This window comes from Blastomonas sp., from assembly GCF_030373265.1.
GTDB lineage: Bacteria > Pseudomonadota > Alphaproteobacteria > Sphingomonadales > Sphingomonadaceae > Blastomonas.
Genome location: NZ_JAUCZC010000013.1, coordinates 40,107 through 63,285, shown reverse-complemented (window position 1 = coordinate 63,285; position 23,179 = coordinate 40,107). Strand labels below are relative to the sequence as shown.

The following is a 23,179-nucleotide window of genomic DNA, read 5'->3' as shown; positions in this document are numbered from 1 at the left end:
CGTGGCGCGATCAATCCTTGGTCCCCGTAAAGCGCTGCGCCTGGCTGGCGGCGGCTTCGGCGGAAACAGGGACAAAGCCGGTCGTGGTGGCCGAGGCGCGGTCCGCGCGCGGGCGTTCGGCAGTTTCGCGCTCGCTCTGCGAGCGGGCAGTCGACGCCTCGTTTTGGCGGGCGCTTTGCACACTGGCGGTCTGGTCTGCTGATGCAGGTTGGCTCTGCTTGTGATCCTGCGGCACCCCCCAGGAGGAGCTGAGCCCGAACGGGTTGACCCGGGTGAAGCCGAAGCCTTCGAGATCGCACGCCGATGCGGCCTGCGTGGTGCCAAGAAAAGCGGTTCCCGCCATTACCGTGAAAAATGCCTTGCGCACGAAACACCCCTTTTCAGTCAAGGTGGAACGATACAACATAACCACAGACAATCGCAAAGGCTTTCACTACTTTTCTGGATGAATCGCGCTGGGCTTCGATGTGTCAGGCGCAATGCTGGCCTTGGTCATGCCGGGCCATCCAGTTGGCGACATGCGCGCTCGCGAGCATCAAGCTTCCCAAAGTGCTGATGACGGCTTCCATCGGCTCGGAGACGGGCAGGATAAGCGCCAAGACCAGGCAGCCCAGTCCGGCTATGCCCGCTGCGAAAATGCCGATCCGGTGCTGGCGCGCTGCCCTCGACAGCAGCCATGCGCTGACCGGGCCTGCCAGCAGCACGATCCACAGATGTGCGTCGAACGGCAGGTCCATGGTGCGGCTGAGCCAGGGCGAACCGGCGAGCAGCACAGGCAGGGCCAGGCAATGGATCAGGCACAGGATCGACGCGGAGATCGCCACGCCTTCGGCGACATCGGCGGTTCGCGCAGGGCGGGCCGTGGCTGTTAGGCGGTCCATGGTCATCGCAACTTCTCCACTTGTCGAACTGGCCGATAGCTTATAATGATATAACGTTACATGACAAGCACTGGAAAGGTTCCCTCGAATGTCCACATTATCAGCGGTCTCGGATCGCAAGCTCCCGGTTACCGTGCTGTCGGGGTTTCTGGGCGCGGGAAAGACCACGCTGCTCAACCACATCCTTGCCAATGTCGACGGGCTGCGCGTGGCGGTGATCGTCAACGACATGTCGGAGGTGAACATCGATGCTGCGCTGGTGCGCGGCGGGGAGGCGGCGCTGAGCCGCGCGGGCGAGCAGCTGGTCGAGATGACCAATGGCTGCATCTGCTGCACGCTGCGCGATGATCTGCTCAAGGAGGTTCGCATCCTCGCCGAGGCGGGGCGGTTCGATTATCTGGTCATCGAAAGCACGGGCATTTCCGAACCGCTGCCGGTGGCGGCAACGTTCAGCTTCCGCGATGAAGCCGGGGAGTCGCTGGGGGATGTTGCCACCCTCGACACGATGGTGACCGTGGTCGATGCGGTGAACCTGCTCAACGACTATGCCAGTCACGAATTCCTGACCGATCGCGGCGAATCTCTGGGCGAAGATGACACGCGCAGCCTCGTTGGCCTGCTGGTCGAGCAGATCGAGTTCGCCGATGTCATCATCGTCAACAAGGCCGATGACGTGACGGCCGAGCATCTGGGGGCCGTCACCAAGTTGTGCGCATCGCTCAACGCCGACGCGCGCATCGTCACCGCCAGCCGCGCCCAGGTCGACCTTGCGCAGATCCTGGGCACCGGGCTGTTCGACGACGACCGCGCGGCCGAGCATCCGTTATGGGCCAAGGAGCTATACGGCTATGCCAGCCACCGTCCAGAAACCGAGGAATATGGCATCGAGAGCTTCGTCTACCGGGCACGGCGTCCGTTCGCGCCCGAGCTGTTCTACGCTTTCCTGACCGGAGACGGCCTCGAGGGGGTGGTGCGCGCCAAGGGTTTCTTCTGGCTCGCAACCCGCACCGACTGGGTGGGCGAGCTTGCCGTGGCGGGATCGCAGACGAAGACCGCGCGGATGGGGCGCTGGTGGGCGTCGGTCCCCAAGAACCAATGGCCACATGACAACCAGTTCGAGGATTTCGTCGCGCACAACTGGGATTCCGTCTGGGGCGACCGGCGGCAGGAGATGGTGTTCATCGGCATTAATATGGACGAAGCACGGCTGCGCGCCGGGCTCGACGCCTGTCTGGTCGAGGCAGACGGCTACACCCCCGAGCGCTGGCGGGAGCTTGCCGATCCCTTCCCGGCCTGGGGCGAGCAGGCCCGCGTGCTGGAGAATGCCTGAGCCATGGCAAGCGCACCGCTGACCCACGACCGCCTGCTGGCCGCCAGCGATTGGCAGGCGATTTTCGATCCCGATACGCGGATCATCATCGATCCCGAAGCCGTGCCGTTGCAGCGCGGCGACATCGCGCCTTTGCTCGATCTCGCCCCCTTCGGCCATCGCGCATCCGGTCCGCCCGGCACGGTGACAGGCGACCTGCCGCCGCTGCCAGAGACGCTCGCGACCGCGATCACCGATCTGGCCACCCGCTTTGCCGCGCTGATGCGCTGTGACACCGTGCGGGTGCGGCTGGAGGGGGTGACCGGCAATGCCTGCCGCAAGGTGCACGCCGATTATACCGATCTCCGGCTGATCTGCACGCTAGCGGGGCCGGGCACCGATTATACCCTGGGTGATGATCCCGATGCGCCGCTGCTTCGCGTCGCCACCGGCGCGGTGGCCTTGTTCAAGGGGCACATGTTCGGTCCCGGCCACAGCGCCTGCCTGCACCGCTCGCCGCCGATTGAGGGAAGCGAAGAACGCCGGCTGGTGCTGGTGATCGATACCCCTTCGCGGCAAGCCGATGGCTGACGTGCGCGGGGTCCGGGGGTGGGCCGCCGGCACGCTGGCCTTGTGCGTTGCGCCTGCGCCTCTGCTCGCGCAGGCTACCGAGTCACCCGCCGGCGCGCCCGCTCCGCCGGCGGGTGAGCAGGCGAGCGCGCTTGGCGAGCAGGGCAGGGCCAGCGAGAACGCGGTCCGTGCAGCGTCTGACGGCTTCGGTGTGAGCGTCGGGCGCGAGACAATCGGCATCTATAATGCCGGACAGGTGCGTGGTTTCTCGCCGACCAGAGCGGGCAATGTCCGCATCGAAGGGCTGTATTTCGATCAGGTCTGGGGGCTGACCGGGCGCATCCGGCGTTCCACCACCATCCGGGTCGGGCTGAGCGCGTTCGGTTTCGATTTTCCCGCACCCACCGGCATCGTCGATTACAGCTTCCGCAAGCCCGAAGACACCGCCTCGGTCGCGGTGCTGGCCAATGTGAACAGCTTTGGCGCCGGCGGGGTCGAGTTCGACGCCAGTGTGCCGCTGGTCAAGGATCGCATCGCGCTCGGCGTGGGCGCCGGCGTCTATCGCAACGCCTTTTACAACGCCACCGACAGCTTCCAGCATATCGAAGCGGTGTCGCTCAAGCTGACCCCGAATGACCGGATCGAGATCGTCCCCTTCTGGGCGCGATCGGACCTGTATGGCGACGAGGCCGGGCCAATCTATATCCCGGCTGGCGACTTTCGTCCGCCGCGCGTCCCGCGTCGCCGCTATTTCGGGCCGGACTGGGCACGCTATCGCGGTGTTGCGATCAATTACGGCGCGTTCGGGCGCGTCGACCTCGGCGATGACTGGCAATTGCGGGCCGGAGTGTTTCGATCGCTGTTCGATGATGCGCGCGCCTTCACCAATCTGATCGTTGACCTCACGCCGCAAGGCGAGGGCTCGCAACTCATCCTCGCTGATCCGCCCAGCACGCTCAAGTCCACCAGCGGCGAGGTGCGGCTGAGCAAGCTGCTGGCCGAGGGACCGCGTTCGCACCGCATGACCGTCAGCCTGCGCGGGCGCGATCGGGCGCAGGTGTTCGATGGCGCGGCTGTGATCGATCTGGGACCGGTCAGCATCGGCCAGGTGCTCAACCCGCCGCGACCCGATTTCGCCTTCGGCCCCCAGGCGAACGACAGCGTCCGCCAATGGTTTGCGGGGCTGTCCTATCAGGGTCAGTGGCAGTCGGTGGGCGAGCTCACCCTGGGGCTGAGCTACAGTGACTATCGCAAGCGGGTGGACCAGCCGGTGTTCGGCACGGTCGGCACGCGCGCGACACCTTTGCTGTACAACCTTGGCGTGGCGATTACCGCGATCGCGGGCCTGGCGATCTACGCCAGCCATACTCGCGGGCTGGAAGAAAGCGGAGTAGCCCCCGCATTTGCGCTCAACCGCAACGAGGCGCTGCCTGCGATCATCACCCGCCAGTCGGAGGCGGGCCTGCGCTATCAGATCAGCCCGGATGTCCGGCTGGTGGCGGGCGTGTTCGATCTGCGCAAACCCTATTTCGATCTGGACGTGGACAATGTGTTCCGCGCGCTGGGCGATGTGCGCAACCGGGGCATCGAACTGTCGCTGTCGGGCAAGGTCACAGGAAACCTCAGCATCGCCCTTGGCGGCGTGCTGCTTGACCCCAAGGTGACGGGCGATGGCGTGCGGCTGGGACGGCTCGGGCGACGGCCGGTCGGCACGCCGCGTCAGCGGCTGGATGTCAATCTTGACTGGCGGCTGACGTCTCTGCCGGGCGTGTCGATCGATGCCGGGATCAGCCATGCGGGCAGACTGCCTGCCACGATCGACAACACCGTGTTCATTCAGGCGCGCACCTTGGTCTCGCTGGGGGGCGCTATGCCTTCGATCTCGACGGTACCCCTGCGACCCTGCGGATTTCGATGAACAACGTCCTCGATGTGCGCGGCTTCGATCTGCGGGGGCCGGGCGCCTATGACATCTTCGATGGAAGGCTGCTCAACGCCTATCTCACGGTCGACCTTTGATGGTCCGCTTCCTGCTTTCACGCGCGCTTGCCCAGCGCTTTGGCCCGGTCTATCTGGTCGGCCAGCAATCGCTTTTGCGATCTTCCGGAGTATTTTCAATGCGTCATCCCCTGTTGCTTGCCACCACCGCGCTGTTGCTGTCCGCGCCTGCCATTGCCGAAGAGGGCATGTGGCTGCCCGGTCAGACCCCCGCGCTGGGCGACAAGCTCAAAGAGGCCGGGCTCGAGCTTTCGCCCGCCGATCTGGGCAACCTCAACGCCGCGCCGCTCAACGCCATCGTTTCGCTGGGCGGGTGCTCGGCCTCGTTCGTCAGCCCTCAGGGGCTGGTCGCGACCAACCATCACTGCGTCTACGGATCGATCCAGTACAACTCCAAGCCCGGGCAGGATTATCTGGTCGACGGGTTCCTGGCCAAAACCAATGCGGATGAGCTGCAGGCCGCGCCGGGATCGCGGATCTATGTCATCGAGGATCTGCGCGATGTCACCGCGGCGATGAACAAGGGCGTCACCACCCGGCTCTCGGGTGTTGATCGCTACAACCGGCTGGAGGCCAACCGCAAAGGCCTGATCGCGCAGTGCGAAAAGCAGGCCAACCGCCGCTGCGATGTGCGGCCCTATTTTGGCGGGCAGACCTATTTCCTGCAGCAGCAGCTCGAGATCAAGGACGTCCGGCTGGTGTATGCGCCCGCGGGCGGTATCGGCAATTTCGGCGGCGAGACCGACAACTGGCAGTGGCCGCGGCATACCGGCGATTTCGGATTCTACCGTGCCTATGTCGCGCCCGACGGGTCTTCGGCGCCATATTCGGCCCAGAACGTCCCCTATCAGCCCAAGTCGTGGCTGAAGATCGCGGACAAGCCGCTCGAGGACGGCGACTTCGTGATGGTCGCGGGCTTCCCCGGCGTCACCCAGCGGCATTGGACCGCCGCTGAAGTGCGCCACAATTTCGAGCAGGTCTACGCGATCGACCAGCAGCTGCGTGCCGAGTATTCGGACGCGATTGAAAAGGCGGTGGCGGGCAACCCGGATGCCGAGATCAAATACGCCTCGATCCTGAAGGGTTCGGACAACTACAAGAAGAAGCTGCTCGGCGAGATCGCCGGGGCCGATGCCATCGACCTTTTGGGCCGCAAGGACCAGGCCGATGCCGAGTTCCGCGCCTGGGTGGCCGAGGATCCGGCGCGCACCCGGACTTATGGTCAGGCGCTCTCAGATCTCGACACGCTGGTGACCGAATCCAACCAGGCGCGGGTCGACAGCATGCGGCTTGCGACGGTCAACCGCGCGCAGCTGCTGACCGCGGCGCAGTTGCTCTATCGCTGGGCCAAGGAACGCGAAAAGCCCGACGCGCAGCGCGAGCCCGGCTTCCAGGACCGCGACCGCTTGTCGATCCGCGAGCGGTTGACCCAGATCGAGCGGCGCTTCGATGCGGGCGTCGATCGCGCGCTGTTCCAGCAGGCGCTGGGCGAATACGCCAAGGTCGCCGCCGACAAGCGCAACGCGCCGCTCGAGGCCAAGATCGCCGAGATCGGCATGGACCGGATGTATGCCGATACGCAGCTCGGCGACACCGCCCAGCGCATCGGCTGGATGGACAAGCCCGCGTCCGAGTTCGAGGCGTCGGCCGATCCGTTCCTCCAGCTCGCGGTTGCCGCCTATCCGGGGGCCAAGGCCGATGAGGACAAGGCCAAGGAGCGGGCCGGGCGCCTTCAGGCGGCACGCTCGCAGGTGATGGCGGGGCAACTCGCGTTCGCCAAATCGCAGGGCCGCACACTGTATCCCGATGCCAACGGCTCGCTGCGCTTCACTTATGGCAAGGTTACCGGCAAGCAGCGCGACGGTCTGATCTGGACACCGTTCACCACGGCGGAAGGTCTGGTCGCCAAGCAGACCGGGCGCGGCGAGTTCGATGCACCCAAGGCTGCGATCGATACGCTCAAGGCGCGCGATTTCGGCACCTATGCCGATGCCAAGCTTGGCACGCTACCGGTGAACTATCTGTCCACTGTGGATATCACCAACGGCAATTCGGGGTCTGCCACGCTCAATGCGCGCGGCGAGTTTGTCGGACTGGCGTTCGATGGCACGCTGGATGGCGTGGTGTCCGACTGGTCGTACGACGCCAGCATCAACCGCACCATCCATGTCGACAGCCGCTTCATGCTGTGGACGATGGACAAGGTCGACGGTGCGCAGCGGCTGCTGACCGAAATGGGCGTGACGCGCTGACAAACGAGCGCGGGCGGGGCGACAATGCTCCGCCCGTCTCGCTGCCGGATCAGAAATCGACGGTCAGGAACATCGTCAGCTGCCGCGGCGAATTGACCTGATAGCTGCCGCTGCCGACCAGGGCGAGATCATAGGCGTTGGTGAGGTTCTGTAGCTGCACCCGCAACAGCGCGGGGTTATCGGCCAGATCGAACCGCCAGCGTACGCCCGCGTCCAGGATGGCGCGCGCGGGCAGGGTGACGAGATTGCGCGTATCGGCAGCGCGGGTGCCACGGTGGGTGACGTTGAACGTCAGTTGCACGCCCTCGACACCGGGCAGCGCATATTGCGTCGCCAGCGTCAGCAGCTGCGATGGCTGTCCGATCGGGCGGCGCCCGACGCGACCCAGCCTGACGCCGTCGCCGGTCACGCGCGGCTGCATCAGCACCGCCCCTGCGACCACGGTCAGTCCTTTGGCCAGCGGCCCGGCGGCGGAGAGTTCGACCCCGCGATGCCGCACATCGCCCAGCTGGCGAAAGACATTGGCTTCATCGGCGGCAAAATACGGTTTGCGCACATCGAACAGCCCGGCGATCAGGCTCATCCCCCACGGCGCCTTCCAGCGCAGGCCACCATCGATCTGCGAGGTCTGGATCGCGGGCAACGCTTCGGTGCGGTTGGCGGCGCTGTCGGGCGCGATGCCGCTCTCTTCGAGCCCCTTGGTGTAGCTGCCGTACAGCGCCAGCCGTTCGGTCAGCTCGAGCGAGGCGGTGACATTGGGCAGCCACGCCTGATCATCGGTGCGCGCCAGCGGAGCGCCGGGGCGATCGACGCGCTTGGCGTACCAGGTGTGCTGCAGACCGACGCTCAAGCCGCCGACACCCGCCCAGCGGCCATCATAGGCAATGCCCGCAATGCCCTGGCGCACGGTCTCGCCGGTCTGCGGCAGAAAGGCGAAGTCTGGCGCGGGAATATCGAGCACCTGATCGACCGGGGCGCGCTCGAAATCGATCCGCCCGCCGCCGCCATAGCGGCTCACCCGCTCGCGCCCGCGCACCGCGGCATGCACGGTGTGGCGGCGCGGGCCATCGGTGAAGGTTCTGCTGAGCCGCAATTCGCCGCTGGATCCGGCGAGCGACAGCGGCGGATCGCTGGTGACGCGGCGGATCGCGGTGCCATCGGGGCGTAGCGCGATGAAGTTCTGGGCAAAGTTGGTCTTGCTGTCCGATGTCGAGCGGAACAGTCCGGCGGCGAGCTGCCATTTTTCGCTCAGCCGCGCCTTGGTCAGCGCGCCGTAATGCTGCACCGTGTTGCGCTGATCGGCCCATTCGGGCCCCGGAAAGCGGCGGCGCTCGACGCGTGGCGGGAGGAAGGCGCCCTCGGGTGTATAGAGCGGTGCGGCCTCGCGGTTGTACAGATCGAGCCTGCTCCAGAACGGAATGACCTCGACCCCCGGCGCGGGCTTCCACCGCGCGGCGAGCGCATAGGAGCCATAGAACGACTGGTTGCCCGGCGCGAGTTCATCGACGAAGCCCGACACGCCCGCGACCAGGCTGAGCTTGTCCTGGATCACCGGGATCTGCGCGTCGAGCTCAAGCCGCCCACCGCCCCAGCTGTTGAGGCCGAACATCGTGCTGAGCACGAAGTCGTTGCCCGCCGGCCGGATCGTGTAATCGACGATGCCGGTGGGCGCGGGGAACAGATAGTTCTGCGCGGTCAGCCCGACGCGCACGACATTGCTCTGCACCAGCCGGTCGGTGAACGAGGCCGGGCGATCGAAATACAGCCCCTCGAGCCGGATGTTGTTCGCGGTCACCGGCGAGAAGCCACGCACGTCGTTGCCGCTGTACAGGCCAACGCGCTCGTTGCCGATGCTGGTGCCGAACGCGTCCTCCGCACCAACTGCGGCATTGTCGCTGACGCGCTGGGCGGATGCCGTCTCAGTGAGCCCCAGCGTCGTCGTCGTCAGCAGGAGCGAAACGCGGAACGTTCGCCAGAATCGAGACATCGAAAGGGCGTTCACTGAACAGATAATCATAATAATACTCACGCAGTCGCGTATGATAGGCGCGAATGCGCTGTTGAAATTCAAGCTGGGCGGTGACGTCGGTTCCCGCCAATGCGGTCATCGCTTGCGCGATCCCCGCCGGTGGCAGCAGCCAGCCTGCCGCCCGGGCATAGGCCGCACGGCCCGCGATGCCGTCTCGATAGGCCCGCGACTGGTCGGCGACATGCAGATCGCCCAGATGCTGGAAAGCGAAATACCATTTGTAATGGAAGGTCGGCGGCAACGCGCTGCCCGCTACATGCTGCGGATAGAGCGCCAGAAACGCGTCCATCGTCTGCTCGCGCGGACGATCCCATGCGCCATGGACGAACTCGCGGTTCTCGCGCGCCAGTTCCGCGCCATCGGGCACCGGCACCGACGCGTTGATCACCAGATTGGCCGCCGCCGGAACGACCAGCGTCAGCGCGAACCAGATCGACGCCAAGGTTGCGGCGTTGACCACCGAGCTCGCGCCGCGTCGCGCCACCAGCAGGATGACCGCCGACCAGAACAGACAGGCGAGCGTGATCAGTCCGCCGAATGCCAGCACGCGGGGCAGCGCGGTGCCTGCCAAAATGGCCCCCACCGCAAACGGGATCAGCAGCGCTGCAAGCACGCCGGCGATCCGCACCGCGATCCGCACCGTCCACAGCCGCCGCCGCGCCCGGGGCAGCGAGGACAGCATGAACAGCCGTCCCGCTTCGCGCTCGCCCGACCACACATCGTGCAGCAGCGCGATCAGCACCAGGGGCGCGATATAGATGGTGATGAACACCAGATCGAACCGTCCGGCCAGCGACAATTCGGGGTTGGCGCTCTCGTTTTCATAGAGCTGCGCCTCCAGCGACAGCGAGCGGACCCGCAGGATCGCAGGCGCGATATCGCGGTTGCCAAGCGCGGCAAAAGCGAGATCCGATGGGGGATCCCAGACCGGCCGGAAAGCCGTAATAGGCACCATAGCCCGCGTCTGTGACAAAGCCGGCGACTGCCGCGTCCTCGGCGGGCTGGCCGGCGAGCATCCGCTCGATCATCGCAGAATCGCGCGCGACATTGGCAAGCCCGATCGCCACCCCGGCGGCAGCGAACACCGCCAGCAGGACCAGTGCCGCGAGCGCGGCGCGGTTGCGGCCCAGCAGCCAGATTTCGCGTATTACGTTGCTCATGCGCCGTGCCTTTCCATCCGTCGCGCGGCCAAGCCGAGCACGCCAAACGCCAATGCGATCCACAGCCCGAGCAGCAGCAGCGACGGCACCATCACGGTCACGCGGGCTGCAGGGGAGGGTGCGTTGAACTCAAATTCGGGCATGGTCTTCCAGAAATCGGCAGAAATGCGGGTGCGCCGGTCGGCCAGCGGGTCCTTGCTGCGCGCGGCGTCATCGGCGCCGGAGACGGCGGTGGCCTGCAGCCCGTTGAGCCTCTGCACCAGATCGAAGCGATAGGCTTCGGCGGCGTTCATGAAGGCGGTGTGCGTCATGAGATCGGTGGCCGCGCCGACCATCGATGCGTCGCGCACCGAAAGCGCCGGGCTCAGCACGCCCGCCCAGCCCAGCCAGCCCGACTGGCGCGCGCGAATGGCATCGGCGCGTGCGGCATAATCCTTGAACAATTGCGAGGTGATCCGCTCGCCCTCCTGCGCCATGTAGCCACGATAGTTAAACGGCAGGTCCTCGGTGCGGGTGACCCCGTATTTCTTGAGGGTCTCGGCCTTGAACGCAGCGAAATGCGGGTCGTCGGGATTGTGGCTGTCGCCGATGCGGCGCAGATCGGCGGCAATCGCAAGTTCGGTGTCGACCCGGCTGGGCAGCGGATCGGCTACCCCTGCAATGCCGGCGGCGGCGCGCGGCACCAGCACGACGATCAACGCCCAGGCGGCGATCAGCGCGATCAGCGCGCCCTGCGATGTCCGCGCGATGCCCGACACGGCCACGATGCCCAGCACCCAGGCTGCGAGATATCCGGCATAAGCCAGCGCGATAAGCAGAGCGATGCCGCCCTCGTGCGGCTGGCGCAACGCCGCCCACCCGAGAGCGACCAGCGCAGGCGCCAGCGCCAGCAGCGCGACGACGCCCAGCGCCATCGCCTTGCCACCCAATATGCTGCGCGCGCTCGCCCCATGCGCCGCCAGAGCGCGCAGACTGCCGCGTTCGCGCTCGCGCGCAATCGTGGCAAAGCCCAGGAAGATCAGCAGCAGGGGCGCCAGTGTCTGCAGCACGAACGCGGGGGTGAGCTGGCCGAAGCGCAGCAGATCCGACGATTCACGCGCCGCACCGAAGGTCGCGCTGTTCTGCCGGTGCCCTTCGAGAAACACGACCGTGCCGGTGAAGGAATCGACGCCGGGATCGAACGCGGCCAGCGGCCCGACGGGCCGCAGCGCATAGGTTCCGTAGTGCACCATGCGGTGCGGGTGGCGGTTCGGCTGCGCCTTGAACTGTTCGTCGGTCTCGATCTGCGCCTGCGCGCGCGCCTGAGCGGTCTCGGCCATCTGAACGGCAGAGGTGACCGCCGCGATGGCAGACAACAGCAGCAGCGTCACGACGCCGACCAGCGCCAGCCGCGACCGCAGGATCAGGCGCAGCTCGGCTGCGGCAATGATCAGGCTGCGGTTCATTTGACGCCTGCAAAGCCGTCGTGCAGCGTATTGAGATCGAACCGGGGTCCGCTCGCCTGCGCGCGCCATTCATTGGCGATCCGCCCGCCCGCGATCAGCCCGATGCGGTCTGCGGTATCGGCCGCGCCGAGCAGATCATGGGTGACCATCAGGATCGAAACGCCGCGTGCCGAGAGCGCCTCGAGCAAGCCATGGAAATCGGCCGCGGCAGCGGGATCGAGCCCGGAAGTCGGCTCGTCGAGCAGCAGCAACGGGGTGTTGCGCAGCAACGCGAGCGCGATCGCGGTCTTCTGCCGCATCCCCTTGGAAAAGCGTCCGGCGCGCTGGTCCCAGGCGGCTTCGGCCAGGCTGACGCTGGCAAACGCTTGTTCGATATCTGCCCGCGACCGCGTGCAATCGGCGACCTTGAGGAAATAGTCGACATTCTCGCGCGCGGTGAGGTGATCATACAGCGCCACATTTTCGGGAAGGTAGGCGACCGAGGCGCGCACCGCGTCGGGGCTGGCGGCAGGGCTGTGCCCGCACACCGTCAACGTGCCCGAAGACACCGGCAGAAAACCGAGGATCGCAAACAGCGTGGTGGACTTGCCCGCGCCATTGCCCCCCAGCAACGCGTAGATTTCACCCGGCGCGAGCGAAAGCGAAAGACCGTCCACGATGCGGCGGCTGCCGCGCTCGACGACAAGATTGTCAATGGCCAGAGTATAATCGGTCACCGGATTCCCTTTTCAAAATGATGCGCGGACGGCAACTGTGGCCACGCGCGGCGTTCCTGGTTGCACCCGCAATCGGGTGAAGCTGTTGGCGACATGCCGGGTGTTGCACGCGCAGGGCACGCTCGCTGCAGCCTGAGATCTGGTTGCAACACCACGGCCGGCGATGGTGAATGCGATCCTGCCTTAATGAAACCCCCCGGCCAATTCGCTACGAAGGTGGGGGATACAAAATATCATCACACGCGCAAGCAAAATGCGGTCAGTTTCGCGTCAGCGGTCGATCCGGCAATCAGGCTGGGGGTGTATCGGGTTTGCGGGAACGGAAAAGTTCGCGGTCTTCCGGACCAAAGCCACGCCGCCAGATGATCCAGCCATAGACGCCCAGGATTGCAGGAATGCCGAAGGCAAGCTCCGCCCATTCGGGAAGTTTGGTAAAGCCCCAGCCGACCAGCGAGGCCACCGCTGCGGCCCAGACCAATGCCCAGCGCCAGCCGTTGACCGGCGCGCCGAGCAGCTTGGACAGCAATCGGGCCTTGACGATGGACGCGAACCCCAGTGCCAGCGCCAGCGCCAGCGCGACGCTGGCCGCCTGGAACAAGGGCGGCAGGCCCAGCGCCTGCGCTGTCAGGATCAGCACGACACTGAGCACCGCCTGCAACGCCAGCATGGCCAGCGAGATCATCAGGTTGCGGTGCCGGGCGATATAGATCAGCGCCGCCTCGCTGACCGCTGCGGTCGCCGCGACCACTTCTGCCGCCAGCAGGAACGCCAGCGCGCCGGTGCCGCCAACGAAGTTCGGACCGACCAGTCCCATGACGCCCTCGCCCGGAATGCCCAGTGCCAGCGCAACCCCGGCTTGGGCTGCGATGATCCAGAAGCCGACCTGGCTGACCTGCCGGGCAATCTCGGTCAATTTGCCTTCCTGCAGGTTGCGGGTGATCACCGGGCCGAGGATCGGGTCGAAGCTGGTCTTGAGTTTTTGCGGCAGGCTGGCCACCTGCTGGGCGATATAATAGATGCCGACAATCGCGGGCGAGGCGAACAGGCCCAGCACCGCAAGATCGAGCCGCCTGCTCCCCCATTCGATGGCGTCGGCGGCAGCGAGCGGCGAGTTGCGCCGCGCCATGCGGGCAAGCTTCATCGGCCGAGGTTGCCAGCCCCAGGGCAGGCCATAGCTGCGCAGCAGCGGCCAGATCGAGGCGATGAAGGCCGCCGCCATCGAGGCGATATATGCCAGAATCAGGCCGTCTTGCGGTGTGAGATAGAAGAAGATCCAGGCGGCGATGCTGATCGTCCAGGGCTCGATGACCGATCGGGCGCGCACCGCCGAGGCGATATCGAAGCGATAGGCCAAAGCGGCGAGCGCAATGTCCGACCCTGCCACAGCAAAGATGATCAGCGGCAGCAGCCGGTCGATATCGCCGGCCTGGCTGTTGGGAAACATGATTTCCGGAAACAGCATCAGCAAGGAGGCCGCGACCGCAGATGCGATCAAGCTGACCAGCAGCCCATCGGCAACGACCTGCGCATGGGGGCGCGATGTCTGGGCAAGCTGCGCCGCCAGCCCGCGCTTCAGGCCAAGAGTGGCCAGCTGCGCGGCAAACTCCACCACCAGGATCGCATAGGCAAAGCGGCCCAGCGATTCCGCGCCGTACAGACGCCCCGCGATGAACAGGAATGGCAGCCTGGCGGCAAGCCGCAACAGAAAGCCCAGAAAGTTGGTGCGGCCACCTTTGGCCAGGGCGGCAATGTCGCCATCGGCTTTGGCGGCTTTTGTGTCCGGCGCCTCGTCTGGCACAGCCTGTCGCTTGCCAGACGATACGTCCGGTTGCGAGGGCTGGTGAGGCGGGGGCACTGATGTCAAGCTTCTGGTTCCAACCCCAAAATCGGGCATGTTCTTAAGCAGCTTTGTCGCGCCTTGGCTAGGGCCGGCACGGCGGATGTCTGGTTTCACGCTCCGCCACCCGGGGCGGAAAAAATGCGACGTGCCGTGCAACCATCTGTGGCGACGCCCGTAAATCCCGTCATGCGTCGTGCATGAAACAGGGTAGTGGAGCAAATTATGCGTAAACTTATTTTTACCGGCATCGCCAGCATTGGACTTCTGAGCTTGGCAGCATGCCAGAGCGAGCAGGCCGAACAGGTCGAAGACCAGGCTGATGCCGAAGCCGATCGTCTGGAAGACATGGCCGACCAGGCACCGACCGAAGCACAGGAAGATGCGCTTGATGCGCAGGCTGATGCAGTGGAAGAAGCCGGTGAGCGTCGCGCAGACCAGATCGACAACAACGAAATCGCGCCTGATGCAGGCATGGCTCCGCCCGCAACGGTGCCCAACCAGTAACCTCATCCCCCTTCGAGGTTGACAAGATGGCGGTGGACCTCAGGTCCGCCGCCATTTTTGTATTCGCGTGCGTTCGTCCGCGGTCGCCGGTCAGATCAGCCCCCTTGCGGCCCAGGGATCTTCCCGGGATGCCGGCGCGTCGTCCTCATCCGCCCTTTCCAGCAGCGCCGCAAAGGCGTTGTTTTGCGAAAGCCAGACTTCGCCGGTCAGGTCGTGCAGCAGGTGCGAGCGTTCGAGCGCGTCCATCACCGGACCCTTCACCTCGGACAGGTGCAGCTTCACGCCCGCATCGGCGAGCCGGTGGTTGATCGCCTCGAGGCTCTCCAGCGCGGACGCATCGATGCCGTTGACCGCCGAGCACATCAGGATGAGATGGCGCAGCTCGGGATGTTCGGCAACCTGCTCGAGCACGAACTCCTCGAGCCAGCGCGCGTTGAGGTATGTCAGACTTTCGTCGATGCGGATCGTCAGGATGCGCGGATCGGTGAGCACCTTGTGCCGCTTGACGTTGCGGAAATGCTCGGTCTCCGGCACCCGCCCGACCACCGCCGCATGGGGCCGCGATGCGCGCCACAGGAAAAGCGCTAGCGACAGGCTGACGCCCGCGATGACGCCGGGCTCGACGCCCGCCAGCAAGGTCACCAGCACCGTTGCGGCCATGGCTGCGAAATCGGGCCTGGAATAGCGCCAGATGTGCCGAGGGGTTTTGAAGTCGACCAGGCTGAGTACCGCAACCACGATTGTGGCCGCCAGCGTCGCGATCGGCAGCGATGCCAGCAATGGGGTAAGGAACAGTGCGGCGACCGCAATGCCGACTGCGGTGAAGGCGCCTGCTGCCGGCGTTTCCGCGCCAGCATCGAAATTCACCACCGACCGCGCAAAGCCGCCGGTGACCGGATAGCCGCCGCTGAACGCGGCTGCGACATTCGCCGCACCGAGGCCGATCAGTTCCTGATCCGGATTGATCCGCTGGCGCTTCTTGGCCGCCAAAGTCTGCGCGACGGACACGCTTTCGACAAAGCCGATGACGCTCAGCAGCAATGCCGGAACCGCCAGTTGCTGCCACAGCGCGGCATCGAACAGAGGCACGGTGAACGGTGGCAGGCTCTGCGGGATCTGGCCGACGACCTTGACGCCCTGCGCTTCCAGACCGAGCAACACTACTGCCAGCGTGGATACCGCCACCGCAGCGATCGGCCCGGCCTTGGCGGTGAGGTCTGCGGTGCGCGGCTTTAGGCCCAGCGTGACGAGCAAAGGCTTCAGCCCCTTGCGCACCCAGAACAGGAAAGCGGTCGAGGCAACGCCGATGATCAGGGTCGGCAGATTGGTGCTGGCAAGGTTTGCCACCAGCGTGCCGACAAGTTCGGGCATCGCCTCGCCACTCGCCGAGACGCCGAGGATCGACTTGAGCTGGCTGGTCGCAATGATCAGCCCGGACGCGGTGATGAACCCCGAGACCACCGGGTGCGACAGCAGGTTGGCGAGGAACCCCAGCCGCAACACCCCCATCGCGATCAGCATCACGCCTGAGAGAAAAGCGAGGACCAAAGCCGCCGCGATGAACTCGGCGCTCCCCGGTGGGGCAATACTGCTCGCCGCAGTCAGCGTCATCAGCGAGATCACCGCGACCGGCCCCACCGCCAGCGCACGGCTGGTGCCGAACAGCGCATAAGCAACGATCGGCAGGATCGAGGCATAGAGCCCAATCTCGGGCGGCAACCCGGCGAGCATCGCATAGGCCAGGCTCTGCGGGATCAGCATGATCGTGACGATCGCCGCGGCTACCAGATCGTTGGTCAGGATGCTGCGGTTATAGCCCCGGCCCCAATCGAGCACCGGCAGATAGCGGGCAAGCGCCATCGATCAGGCGCCGATCATGTGCGGCTTGACCATCCACTCGCGGCCTTTCAGCATCCCGTGCCAATAGACCGGCGGCAGGATGGTGTCCTTGAGCAGCCATGACAACCGCGAGGGCTTTGTCCCGTCGATCAACCACTTGGGGAAGCTGGGCAGCAGTTTGCCGCCATAACCGAACTCGGCGAGCACGATCTTGCCCGATTCCACGGTCAGCGGGCAGCTGCCATAGCCGTCATAAGCGGCAACCGGGGGCTTGCCTTCGAGCGCGGCCAGCACGTTGACCGCGACCACCGGGGCCTGCTTGCGCGCGGCGGCCATGGTCTTGGCGTTGGAGGCCGAACACGCATCGCCCAGCGCGAAGACATTGGCGTAGCGGGCATGGCGCAGCGTCGCCTCGTCGACATCGATGAACCCCGATGCGGCAGCGAGCGGACTGGAGCGCACGAAATCTGGAGCAATCTGCGGCGGCACGACATGGATCATGTCGAAATGCTCTTCGACCCGGGTCACGCTATCGCCCCGCTTCTGCTCGAAGGTCGCAAAGCCGCCGGGGCCATCGACCGCGACCAGCTTGGATTCGAAGTTCAGATGCGCGTTGTAGCGCTCGACATATTCCATCAGCGCCGGGACATAGGCCGGCACGCCGAACAGCACCGCGCCTGCGGTGTGAAACTGCACGTCGATATTGGGCAGCACGCCCGATTTCTCCCAACGGGTGCACGAGCGATACATCGCCTTTTGCGGCGCGCCGGCGCATTTGATCGGCATCGGCGGCTGGGTGAACAGCGCACGGCCGCCCTTCAGCCCGTCGACCAGCCTGCGGGTGTAGGGGGCGAGGTCATAGCCGTAGTTCGAGGTCACGCCGTAATGGCCCAGCGCCTCGCGCAGGCCGGGGATTGCGTCCCAATCGAGCTTGATTCCGGGGCACGCGACCAGCACGCGATAGTGCACGTCGCTGCCATCGGCCAGGATGACGCGGTCGTCCTCGGGCGCAAAGCCGCAGGCCGAGGCGCGGATCCATGTCACCCCATCGGGCATCACCGATTCCTGCGAGCGGCGGGTGAACGGCGCATCGAAAATGCCGCCGCCGACCATCGTCCAGCCGGGCTGGTAATAATGCACCTCGGACGGCTCGATAATCGCGATCGACAGCCGCGCGTTGCGCTTGAGCAGGCTGGCTGCGGTCGCGATGCCCGCGCTGCCGCCGCCGACAATGACCACGTCATAGGTCTTTGCCGTTGTAGAAGGGACGCGCGCCGGATCGGAAGCGCCGTTGGCCATGGTTTGCATCATACTCTCCCGTTCCGCCCGCCGGCGGATTGTCGTTATCGAACGGCGAACTTGTGGACGGCCATGCCCGCCAGCATCGCGGCGATGAACATCGCAGCGGGGGCAGGGGCGATGGCCAGATCGGCGATGGCGGGGCCGGGGCACAATCCGCCGATGCCCCAGCCGGCGCCGAAGATCAGCGCGCCGATCGCCAGTCTGCGGTCGATCTTGGTGGTGCCGGGCAGGTCGAAGCGACTGACGGTCAGCGGCGCCGCCATCCGTCGCTGGACGCGCCAGGCCAACGCCATCGGGATCATCGCCCCGCCCATGACAAAGGCGAGCGTCGGGTCCCAGGCGCCGAACAGATCGAGAAAAGCCTGCACCCGCTGCGGATCGGCCATGCCCGAGATGGCGAGCCCCGCGCCGAAGATCAGTCCGGCGGCGAGGGCAATGGCGGTCTGTTTCACAGCAGGCCTCCTGCGCGCAGCAGGCCGACGGTGATGAAACCGGCGGCCATAAACATCGCGGTCGCGAACAGCGAGCGTGGCGACAGCCGCGACATGCCGCACACCCCATGTCCGCTGGTGCAGCCCGAACCCAGCCGGGTGCCGAAGCCGACCAGCAGCCCGCCGATCAGCAGTGGCCAGGGGCTGGCTGGAAAGGTCGTCTCGACGCCGCCCACCAGCACGCTGACCAGCAGTGCGCCCAGCGGCAGGCCGAGGATGAACGCGATTGCGACGCTGCGCGGGGCGCCGCTGGCCGCAAGGCCGGTGGCGCGCGCGGCAAGACCGCTCACGCCTGCGATCCGCCCCAAAGCCAGCAGCATGATCGCGGCGGACAGGCCGATCATCAGCCCGCCCGCCAGCCCCTGCAGCGGCATCGCATCGGGAAAGCCGGGCAGCATCACAGCGCGTCGAGCGGGATCTTGAGATACCGCACGCCATTGTCTTCCGCATCCGGCAGGTGCCCTGCGCGCATGTTGACCTGGATCGAAGGCAGGATCAGCTTGGGCATGCCGAGCCCGGCATCGCGCTTCTCGCGCATCGCGACGAACGCGTCCTCGGTGATGCCGTCATGCGCGTGGACGTTGTGTGCGCGCTGCTCGGCCACCGTGGTTTCCCACACGAAATGTTCGCGGCCTTCCGGAAGATAATCGTGGCACATGAACAGCCGGGTATCGCCGGGAAGCTCGAGGATGCGGCGCAGCGAGCGGAACAGGGTGCGCGCATCGCCACCGGGGAAATCGGCGCGCGCGGTGCCGTAATCGGGCATGAACATCGTGTCGCCGACGAACGCCGCATCGCCGATGACATAGGCGATGTCCGCAGGCGTATGCCCGGGCACGTGCAGCACGGTCACGTCGAGATTGCCGATCTTGAAGTGATCGCCGTCGTGGAACAGTGCATCGAAGTCGCTGCCGTCGCGTTCGAACTCGGTGCCGGCGTTGAACAATTTGCCGAACACGTTCTGCACCAGCGTGATCGATGCGCCGATGGCGATCTTGCCGCCCAGTTTCTGCTGCAGATAGGGCGCAGCCGAGAGGTGATCGGCATGGGCGTGCGTCTCGAGCATCCAGTCGATCGCAAGGTCCTTCTCCCCGACATAGGCGATAATCGCGTCTGCCGAGGAGAAGGAGGTGCGACCCGATGCGGGGTCATAGTCCAGCACGCTGTCTATGATCGCTCCCCGCAGGGTTTCGGAATCGTGGACGACATAGGACACGGTGTTGGTGGCCTTGTCGAAGAACGCCTTGATGACCGGCACGCCCGTGCGGGCGGCGGTGATCTGCGCGGCGGCGGTGGCAAGGGCGGAGTCGGACATGGGAAATCCTCTTCAAATTCATATTTACATGAAATGTGTAAGTTAGTAATGGATAGCCGTCAAGCCAATTGATCTGGCCCCCGCAAATGTGAGATGGCGCACCCATGACCCTGTCCCAGACCCCAGCCCGCGCGGTTCGCATCGGTGATGTCGCGCCCGATTTCACAGCGCGCACCACCCAAGGCGAGAAGGCGCTGCGCGACTTTCGCGGCCAGTGGCTGGTGTTTTTCTCGCACCCGGCGGACTTCACCCCAGTGTGCACCACCGAGTTCATCGGCATGGAACGCGCGGCGGACCGGTTCGGCGAATTGAATTGCGCGTTGCTCGGACTGTCGGTGGACAGTCTCTATGCGCACCATGCCTGGCTGCGCGCGATCCGCGACAGCTTTGGCGTCAGCATCAGCTTTCCCGTGGTCGAAGACCCGTCGATGGCGATCGGGCGGGCCTATGGCATGATCGACGAGCAGGCCGAAAGCAGCGCGGCAATGCGGTGCAGCTATTTCATCGACCCGCACGGCGTGGTCCGCGCGATTACCGTCTATCCGCACAATGTCGGTCGCTCGGTCGACGAGATGCTGCGGTTGCTGGCCGCCCTGCAGCGCGCCGATGACGGGGCGGTGATGACCCCCGAGGGCTGGCGTCCCGGCGACGCCCTGCTGCAGGCCCCCGATCCCGAAGCGATGCCCGACGGCGCAGCTGTCGACTGGTTTTGCCGCACGGTCGCGGCATCATGACCGCGATCCATCAGAACCGGGCGCTGGCCGAGGCGATGACCGAGAAATTGCGCGCTTATGCCCAGCCGCAGCGGCTGATGATCCTGTCCTATCTGCTGAATGGCGAAAGTACCGTGGGGCAGATCGACGCCGCCACCGGGATCGGCCAGCCCGCGCTCAGCCAGCAGCTCGCCGAGCTGCGCCGCACCGAACTCGTGCGCACCCGCCGCGCCGCCAAGCAGGTCTATTACACGCTGGCGGACGATCGGACCGCACTGTGCGTCCGAACGATGGAGGCGATGATGGGCGACAGCAGCGACCCGGCGGGCGCGTTGCAGCAAGCGTTGGAGATCCCCCTGGGCGCCGGTTCCGCCGAGCCCGCCGTGCGCGTGCCACGCGGCGCTGCCGGATTTGCGCGCATCGGCTAGCGCGTCGGATTGCATACGAAAAACCCCGGACGTCGCCGCCCGGGGTTTTTACGCATTCAGCCCATTGCCAATCAGGCGATATCGAACCGGTCGGCGTCCATCACCTTGGTCCAAGCCTTGATGAAGTCGTGGACGAATGTCTCCCGGCTGGTGCTCTCGGCATAAACCTCGGCCACCGCGCGCAGCTGCGAGTTCGAGCTGAACACCAGATCGGTGCGCGTCGCGCGCCATTTTTCGGCCTTGGTCGCGCGGTCGACCCCAACAAATTCCTCGTCCCCGCTCTCGTCGACGACCGTCCAGAGCGTCCTCATATCGAGCAGGTTGACGAAATAGTCGTTGGTCAGCTGCCCTGGCCGGTCGGTCAGGACGCCGATATGGTTGCCGTGGTCGGCATGCTTGCTGACCGCGCCCAGCACACGCAGCCCGCCGACGAGCACAGTCATCTCAGGGATCGAGAGACCGAGCAGATTGGCGCGGTCGACCAGCAGTTCTTCGGTCTTCACGCTCATCTTGGTCTTGAGATAGTTGCGGAAACCATCGGCAAAGGGCTCGAGCGGCTCGAAGCTCTCGGCGTCGGTCTGCGCCTCGCTGGCATCGCCGCGCCCGCCAGTGAACGGCACCAGCACGTCGACCCCGGCGTCCCTGGCCGCTTTCTCGACCGCGGCGCTCCCCGCCAGCACGATGGCGTCGGCCATCGACATGCTGCCGCGCAGGCCGTCGATCTTGCTCAACACCCTTGCCAGCTCCTCGGGGTCGTTGACCGCCCAGTCCTTTTGCGGCGCAAGCCGGATGCGCGCGCCGTTGGCACCGCCACGATGGTCCGAATTGCGATAGCTCGACGCCGACGCCCACGCTGCCTTGACCAGTTCGCTGATGCCCAGCCCGCTGTCGAGGACCGCTGCCTTGAAGTTCGCAACGTCGCCGTCTGAGGGCACCGTGCCTGCCGGTACCGGGTCCTGCCAGATCAGCTCTTCCTGCGGCACCTCGGGGCCGAGATACCGGACCTTTGGCCCCATGTCGCGATGGGTCAGCTTGAACCATGCGCGTGCAAAGGCGTCGTCGAGCGCGGCCTGGTCGTCGCGGAAGCGCTCCGATACCTTGCGATACTCGGGGTCCATTTTAAGCGCCATGTCGGCGGTGGTCATCATCGTCGGGACCTTCTTGGACGGATCGCGCGCATCGGGCGCCATGTCCTCGGGGTCGGGATTGACCGGTTGCCACTGCTGCGCGCCAGCGGGGCTTTTCACCAGCGCATAGTCATATTTGAACAGCAACCGGAAATAGTCGCCGCCCCATTGCGTCGGATTGGGGGTCCATGCGCCTTCGAGGCCCGACGTCGTGATATGGCCCTTTTCGATCATCTCGGCGTCGGTCATCCAGCCGAAGCCACCTAGGTGCAGGTCGCCAGCCTCGGGCGCGCCGCCCAGCTGATCGGGCGGAACCGCGCCATGGCACTTGCCGAAGGCGTGGCCGCCCGCGGTCAGCGCGACGGTTTCCTCGTCGTTCATCGCCATCCGCGCGAAGGTTTCGCGCATGTCGCGCGCCGACTGCAGCGGGTCGGGCACACCGCCCGGGCCTTCGGGATTGACGTAGATCAGCCCCATCTGGATCGCCGCGAGCGGGGTTTCGAGCGCCTTGCCCTCATCGGGATGGATGCGCGTTTCGGCGCCCTGGTCGACCCAGAGCTCTTCGGTGCCCCAATAGACCTGTTCGGGCTCGAACACGTCCTTGCGGCCGCCGCCAAAGCCGAACACCGGTCCGCCCATCGATTCGATCGCGACGTTCCCGGTGAGGATGAACAGGTCGGCCCAGCTGATATGCTTGCCGTACTTCTGCTTGATCGGCCACAACAGGCGGCGCGCCTTGTCGAGATTGCCATTGTCGGGCCAGCTGTTGAGCGGGGCGAAACGCTGCTGCCCGCTGCTCGATCCGCCGCGCCCGTCTGCGGTGCGATAGGTGCCCGCCGAGTGCCACGCCATCCGGATGAAGAACGGTCCGTAATGGCCGTAGTCCGCCGGCCACCAGGGCTGCGAGTCGGTCATCAGCGCGGTCAGATCCGCCTTCAGCGCTTCATAGTCCAGTTCGTTGAAGGCTTTTGCATAATCGAAATCCGGCCCCATCGGGTCGGGCGACGCGCCGTTCTGCATCAGGATATCGAGCTGCAGAGACTCGGGCCACCATTCGCGATTGGTTCGACCAAGCAGGGATCTGACACCGCCATCGCTTCCACCGAACGGGCATTGGCCGCCCGTGCCGCTTGTCTTCATGTCCATGATCGCTCTCCTTTTGACTCTGATGCCGCCAAGATACCCCTTCAACGGCTCGATCCCAAACGAGGAAATCCCATCAGCCAGATCGAGAGCCCCGATGGAGGCGAAAACCGACCG

At 65.6% G+C, this 23,179-nt stretch carries 21 protein-coding genes; 7 read left to right on the top strand and 14 right to left on the bottom strand.

Features of this window, described 5'->3' with window-relative positions; all coding sequences use genetic code 11:
• Window positions 1-10: 10 nt before the first annotated feature.
• Entirely contained in the window at window positions 11-367 is a 357-nt protein-coding gene (locus QUV11_RS09570) for a hypothetical protein (RefSeq protein WP_300882037.1), read from the bottom strand.
• Between the two features lie 103 nt (window positions 368-470).
• Window positions 471-887, bottom strand: coding sequence for a MerC domain-containing protein (locus tag QUV11_RS09565; protein ID WP_300882030.1), 417 nt, complete (start codon window positions 885-887; stop codon window positions 471-473).
• A gap of 82 nt (window positions 888-969) precedes the next feature.
• On the opposite strand from QUV11_RS09565, the gene QUV11_RS09560 reads away from it, so the two are divergent.
• The 4 genes from QUV11_RS09560 to QUV11_RS09545 all read left to right on the top strand — a co-directional run bounded on the left by QUV11_RS09560 (window position 970) and on the right by QUV11_RS09545 (window position 7,010).
• Window positions 970-2,211, top strand: coding sequence for a GTP-binding protein (locus QUV11_RS09560; RefSeq protein ID WP_300882028.1), 1,242 nt, complete (start codon window positions 970-972; stop codon window positions 2,209-2,211).
• Between the two features lie 3 nt (window positions 2,212-2,214).
• Window positions 2,215-2,781 (top strand): DUF1826 domain-containing protein, encoded by a 567-nt coding sequence (locus tag QUV11_RS09555; RefSeq protein ID WP_300882025.1) that lies wholly within the window; start codon window positions 2,215-2,217, stop codon window positions 2,779-2,781.
• Complete coding sequence (locus QUV11_RS09550; protein ID WP_300882023.1) at window positions 2,774-4,678, top strand: TonB-dependent receptor; 1,905 nt, start codon at window positions 2,774-2,776, stop codon at window positions 4,676-4,678. The genes QUV11_RS09555 and QUV11_RS09550 overlap by 8 nt, the downstream gene beginning before the upstream one ends.
• A gap of 199 nt (window positions 4,679-4,877) precedes the next feature.
• Window positions 4,878-7,010 carry a S46 family peptidase gene (locus tag QUV11_RS09545; RefSeq protein WP_300882022.1) on the top strand — a complete coding sequence of 711 codons (2,133 nt, stop codon included), beginning with the start codon at window positions 4,878-4,880 and terminating at the stop codon, window positions 7,008-7,010.
• A 49-nt stretch (window positions 7,011-7,059) separates the two neighbouring features.
• On the opposite strand, the gene QUV11_RS09540 is transcribed toward QUV11_RS09545, so the two are convergent.
• The 6 genes from QUV11_RS09540 to QUV11_RS09515 all read right to left on the bottom strand — a co-directional run bounded on the left by QUV11_RS09540 (window position 7,060) and on the right by QUV11_RS09515 (window position 14,158).
• A complete protein-coding gene (locus QUV11_RS09540) occupies window positions 7,060-8,997 on the bottom strand; it encodes a TonB-dependent siderophore receptor (RefSeq protein WP_300882020.1) in 1,938 nt (645 codons plus the stop codon).
• Window positions 8,930-9,328: a DUF3526 domain-containing protein gene (locus QUV11_RS09535; RefSeq protein WP_300882118.1), complete on the bottom strand. Its 399-nt coding sequence runs from the start codon at window positions 9,326-9,328 to the stop codon at window positions 8,930-8,932. Before QUV11_RS09535 ends, QUV11_RS09540 begins: the two co-directional genes overlap by 68 nt.
• A gap of 532 nt (window positions 9,329-9,860) precedes the next feature.
• Window positions 9,861-10,199 carry a hypothetical protein gene (locus QUV11_RS09530; RefSeq protein WP_300882018.1) on the bottom strand — a complete coding sequence of 113 codons (339 nt, stop codon included), beginning with the start codon at window positions 10,197-10,199 and terminating at the stop codon, window positions 9,861-9,863.
• Window positions 10,196-11,644, bottom strand: coding sequence for a DUF3526 domain-containing protein (locus QUV11_RS09525; RefSeq protein ID WP_300882016.1), 1,449 nt, complete (start codon window positions 11,642-11,644; stop codon window positions 10,196-10,198). Before QUV11_RS09525 ends, QUV11_RS09530 begins: the two co-directional genes overlap by 4 nt.
• A complete protein-coding gene (locus QUV11_RS09520) occupies window positions 11,641-12,360 on the bottom strand; it encodes an ABC transporter ATP-binding protein (protein ID WP_300882014.1) in 720 nt (239 codons plus the stop codon). The genes QUV11_RS09525 and QUV11_RS09520 overlap by 4 nt, the downstream gene beginning before the upstream one ends.
• A gap of 289 nt (window positions 12,361-12,649) precedes the next feature.
• Window positions 12,650-14,158, bottom strand: a complete 1,509-nt coding sequence (locus QUV11_RS09515; RefSeq protein ID WP_300882012.1) for a lipopolysaccharide biosynthesis protein — start codon at window positions 14,156-14,158, stop codon at window positions 12,650-12,652.
• A gap of 264 nt (window positions 14,159-14,422) precedes the next feature.
• On the opposite strand from QUV11_RS09515, the gene QUV11_RS09510 reads away from it, so the two are divergent.
• On the top strand, window positions 14,423-14,704 hold the full coding sequence (locus QUV11_RS09510; RefSeq protein WP_300882010.1) for a hypothetical protein: 282 nt from the start codon (window positions 14,423-14,425) through the stop codon (window positions 14,702-14,704).
• 90 nt (window positions 14,705-14,794) lie between these two features.
• Here QUV11_RS09510 and QUV11_RS09505 read toward each other — a convergent pair whose 3' ends face one another.
• From QUV11_RS09505 to QUV11_RS09485, 5 genes are read right to left on the bottom strand one after another with little or no spacing between them, the layout of a single operon-like run.
• Window positions 14,795-16,564 carry a SulP family inorganic anion transporter gene (locus QUV11_RS09505; protein WP_300882008.1) on the bottom strand — a complete coding sequence of 590 codons (1,770 nt, stop codon included), beginning with the start codon at window positions 16,562-16,564 and terminating at the stop codon, window positions 14,795-14,797.
• A 3-nt stretch (window positions 16,565-16,567) separates the two neighbouring features.
• A complete protein-coding gene (locus tag QUV11_RS09500; RefSeq protein ID WP_300882116.1) occupies window positions 16,568-17,842 on the bottom strand; it encodes an FAD/NAD(P)-binding oxidoreductase in 1,275 nt (424 codons plus the stop codon).
• A gap of 44 nt (window positions 17,843-17,886) precedes the next feature.
• Complete coding sequence (locus QUV11_RS09495; protein ID WP_300882006.1) at window positions 17,887-18,297, bottom strand: DUF6691 family protein; 411 nt, start codon at window positions 18,295-18,297, stop codon at window positions 17,887-17,889.
• Window positions 18,294-18,734, bottom strand: coding sequence for a YeeE/YedE thiosulfate transporter family protein (locus QUV11_RS09490; RefSeq protein ID WP_300882004.1), 441 nt, complete (start codon window positions 18,732-18,734; stop codon window positions 18,294-18,296). The genes QUV11_RS09495 and QUV11_RS09490 overlap by 4 nt, the downstream gene beginning before the upstream one ends.
• Entirely contained in the window at window positions 18,734-19,651 is a 918-nt protein-coding gene (locus QUV11_RS09485) for an MBL fold metallo-hydrolase (RefSeq protein ID WP_300882002.1), read from the bottom strand. The genes QUV11_RS09490 and QUV11_RS09485 overlap by 1 nt, the downstream gene beginning before the upstream one ends.
• Before the next feature lie 104 nt (window positions 19,652-19,755).
• Here QUV11_RS09485 and QUV11_RS09480 point away from each other — a divergent pair, with 104 nt between their 5' ends.
• Both QUV11_RS09480 and QUV11_RS09475 read left to right on the top strand, forming a co-directional pair.
• On the top strand, window positions 19,756-20,385 hold the full coding sequence (locus tag QUV11_RS09480; RefSeq protein ID WP_300882000.1) for a peroxiredoxin: 630 nt from the start codon (window positions 19,756-19,758) through the stop codon (window positions 20,383-20,385).
• A complete protein-coding gene (locus QUV11_RS09475; protein ID WP_300881998.1) occupies window positions 20,382-20,792 on the top strand; it encodes a metalloregulator ArsR/SmtB family transcription factor in 411 nt (136 codons plus the stop codon). The genes QUV11_RS09480 and QUV11_RS09475 overlap by 4 nt, the downstream gene beginning before the upstream one ends.
• Window positions 20,793-20,863: 71 nt before the next feature.
• Here QUV11_RS09475 and katG read toward each other — a convergent pair whose 3' ends face one another.
• On the bottom strand, window positions 20,864-23,065 hold the full coding sequence (gene katG / locus QUV11_RS09470; protein ID WP_300881996.1) for a catalase/peroxidase HPI: 2,202 nt from the start codon (window positions 23,063-23,065) through the stop codon (window positions 20,864-20,866).
• Window positions 23,066-23,179 lie beyond the last annotated feature (114 nt).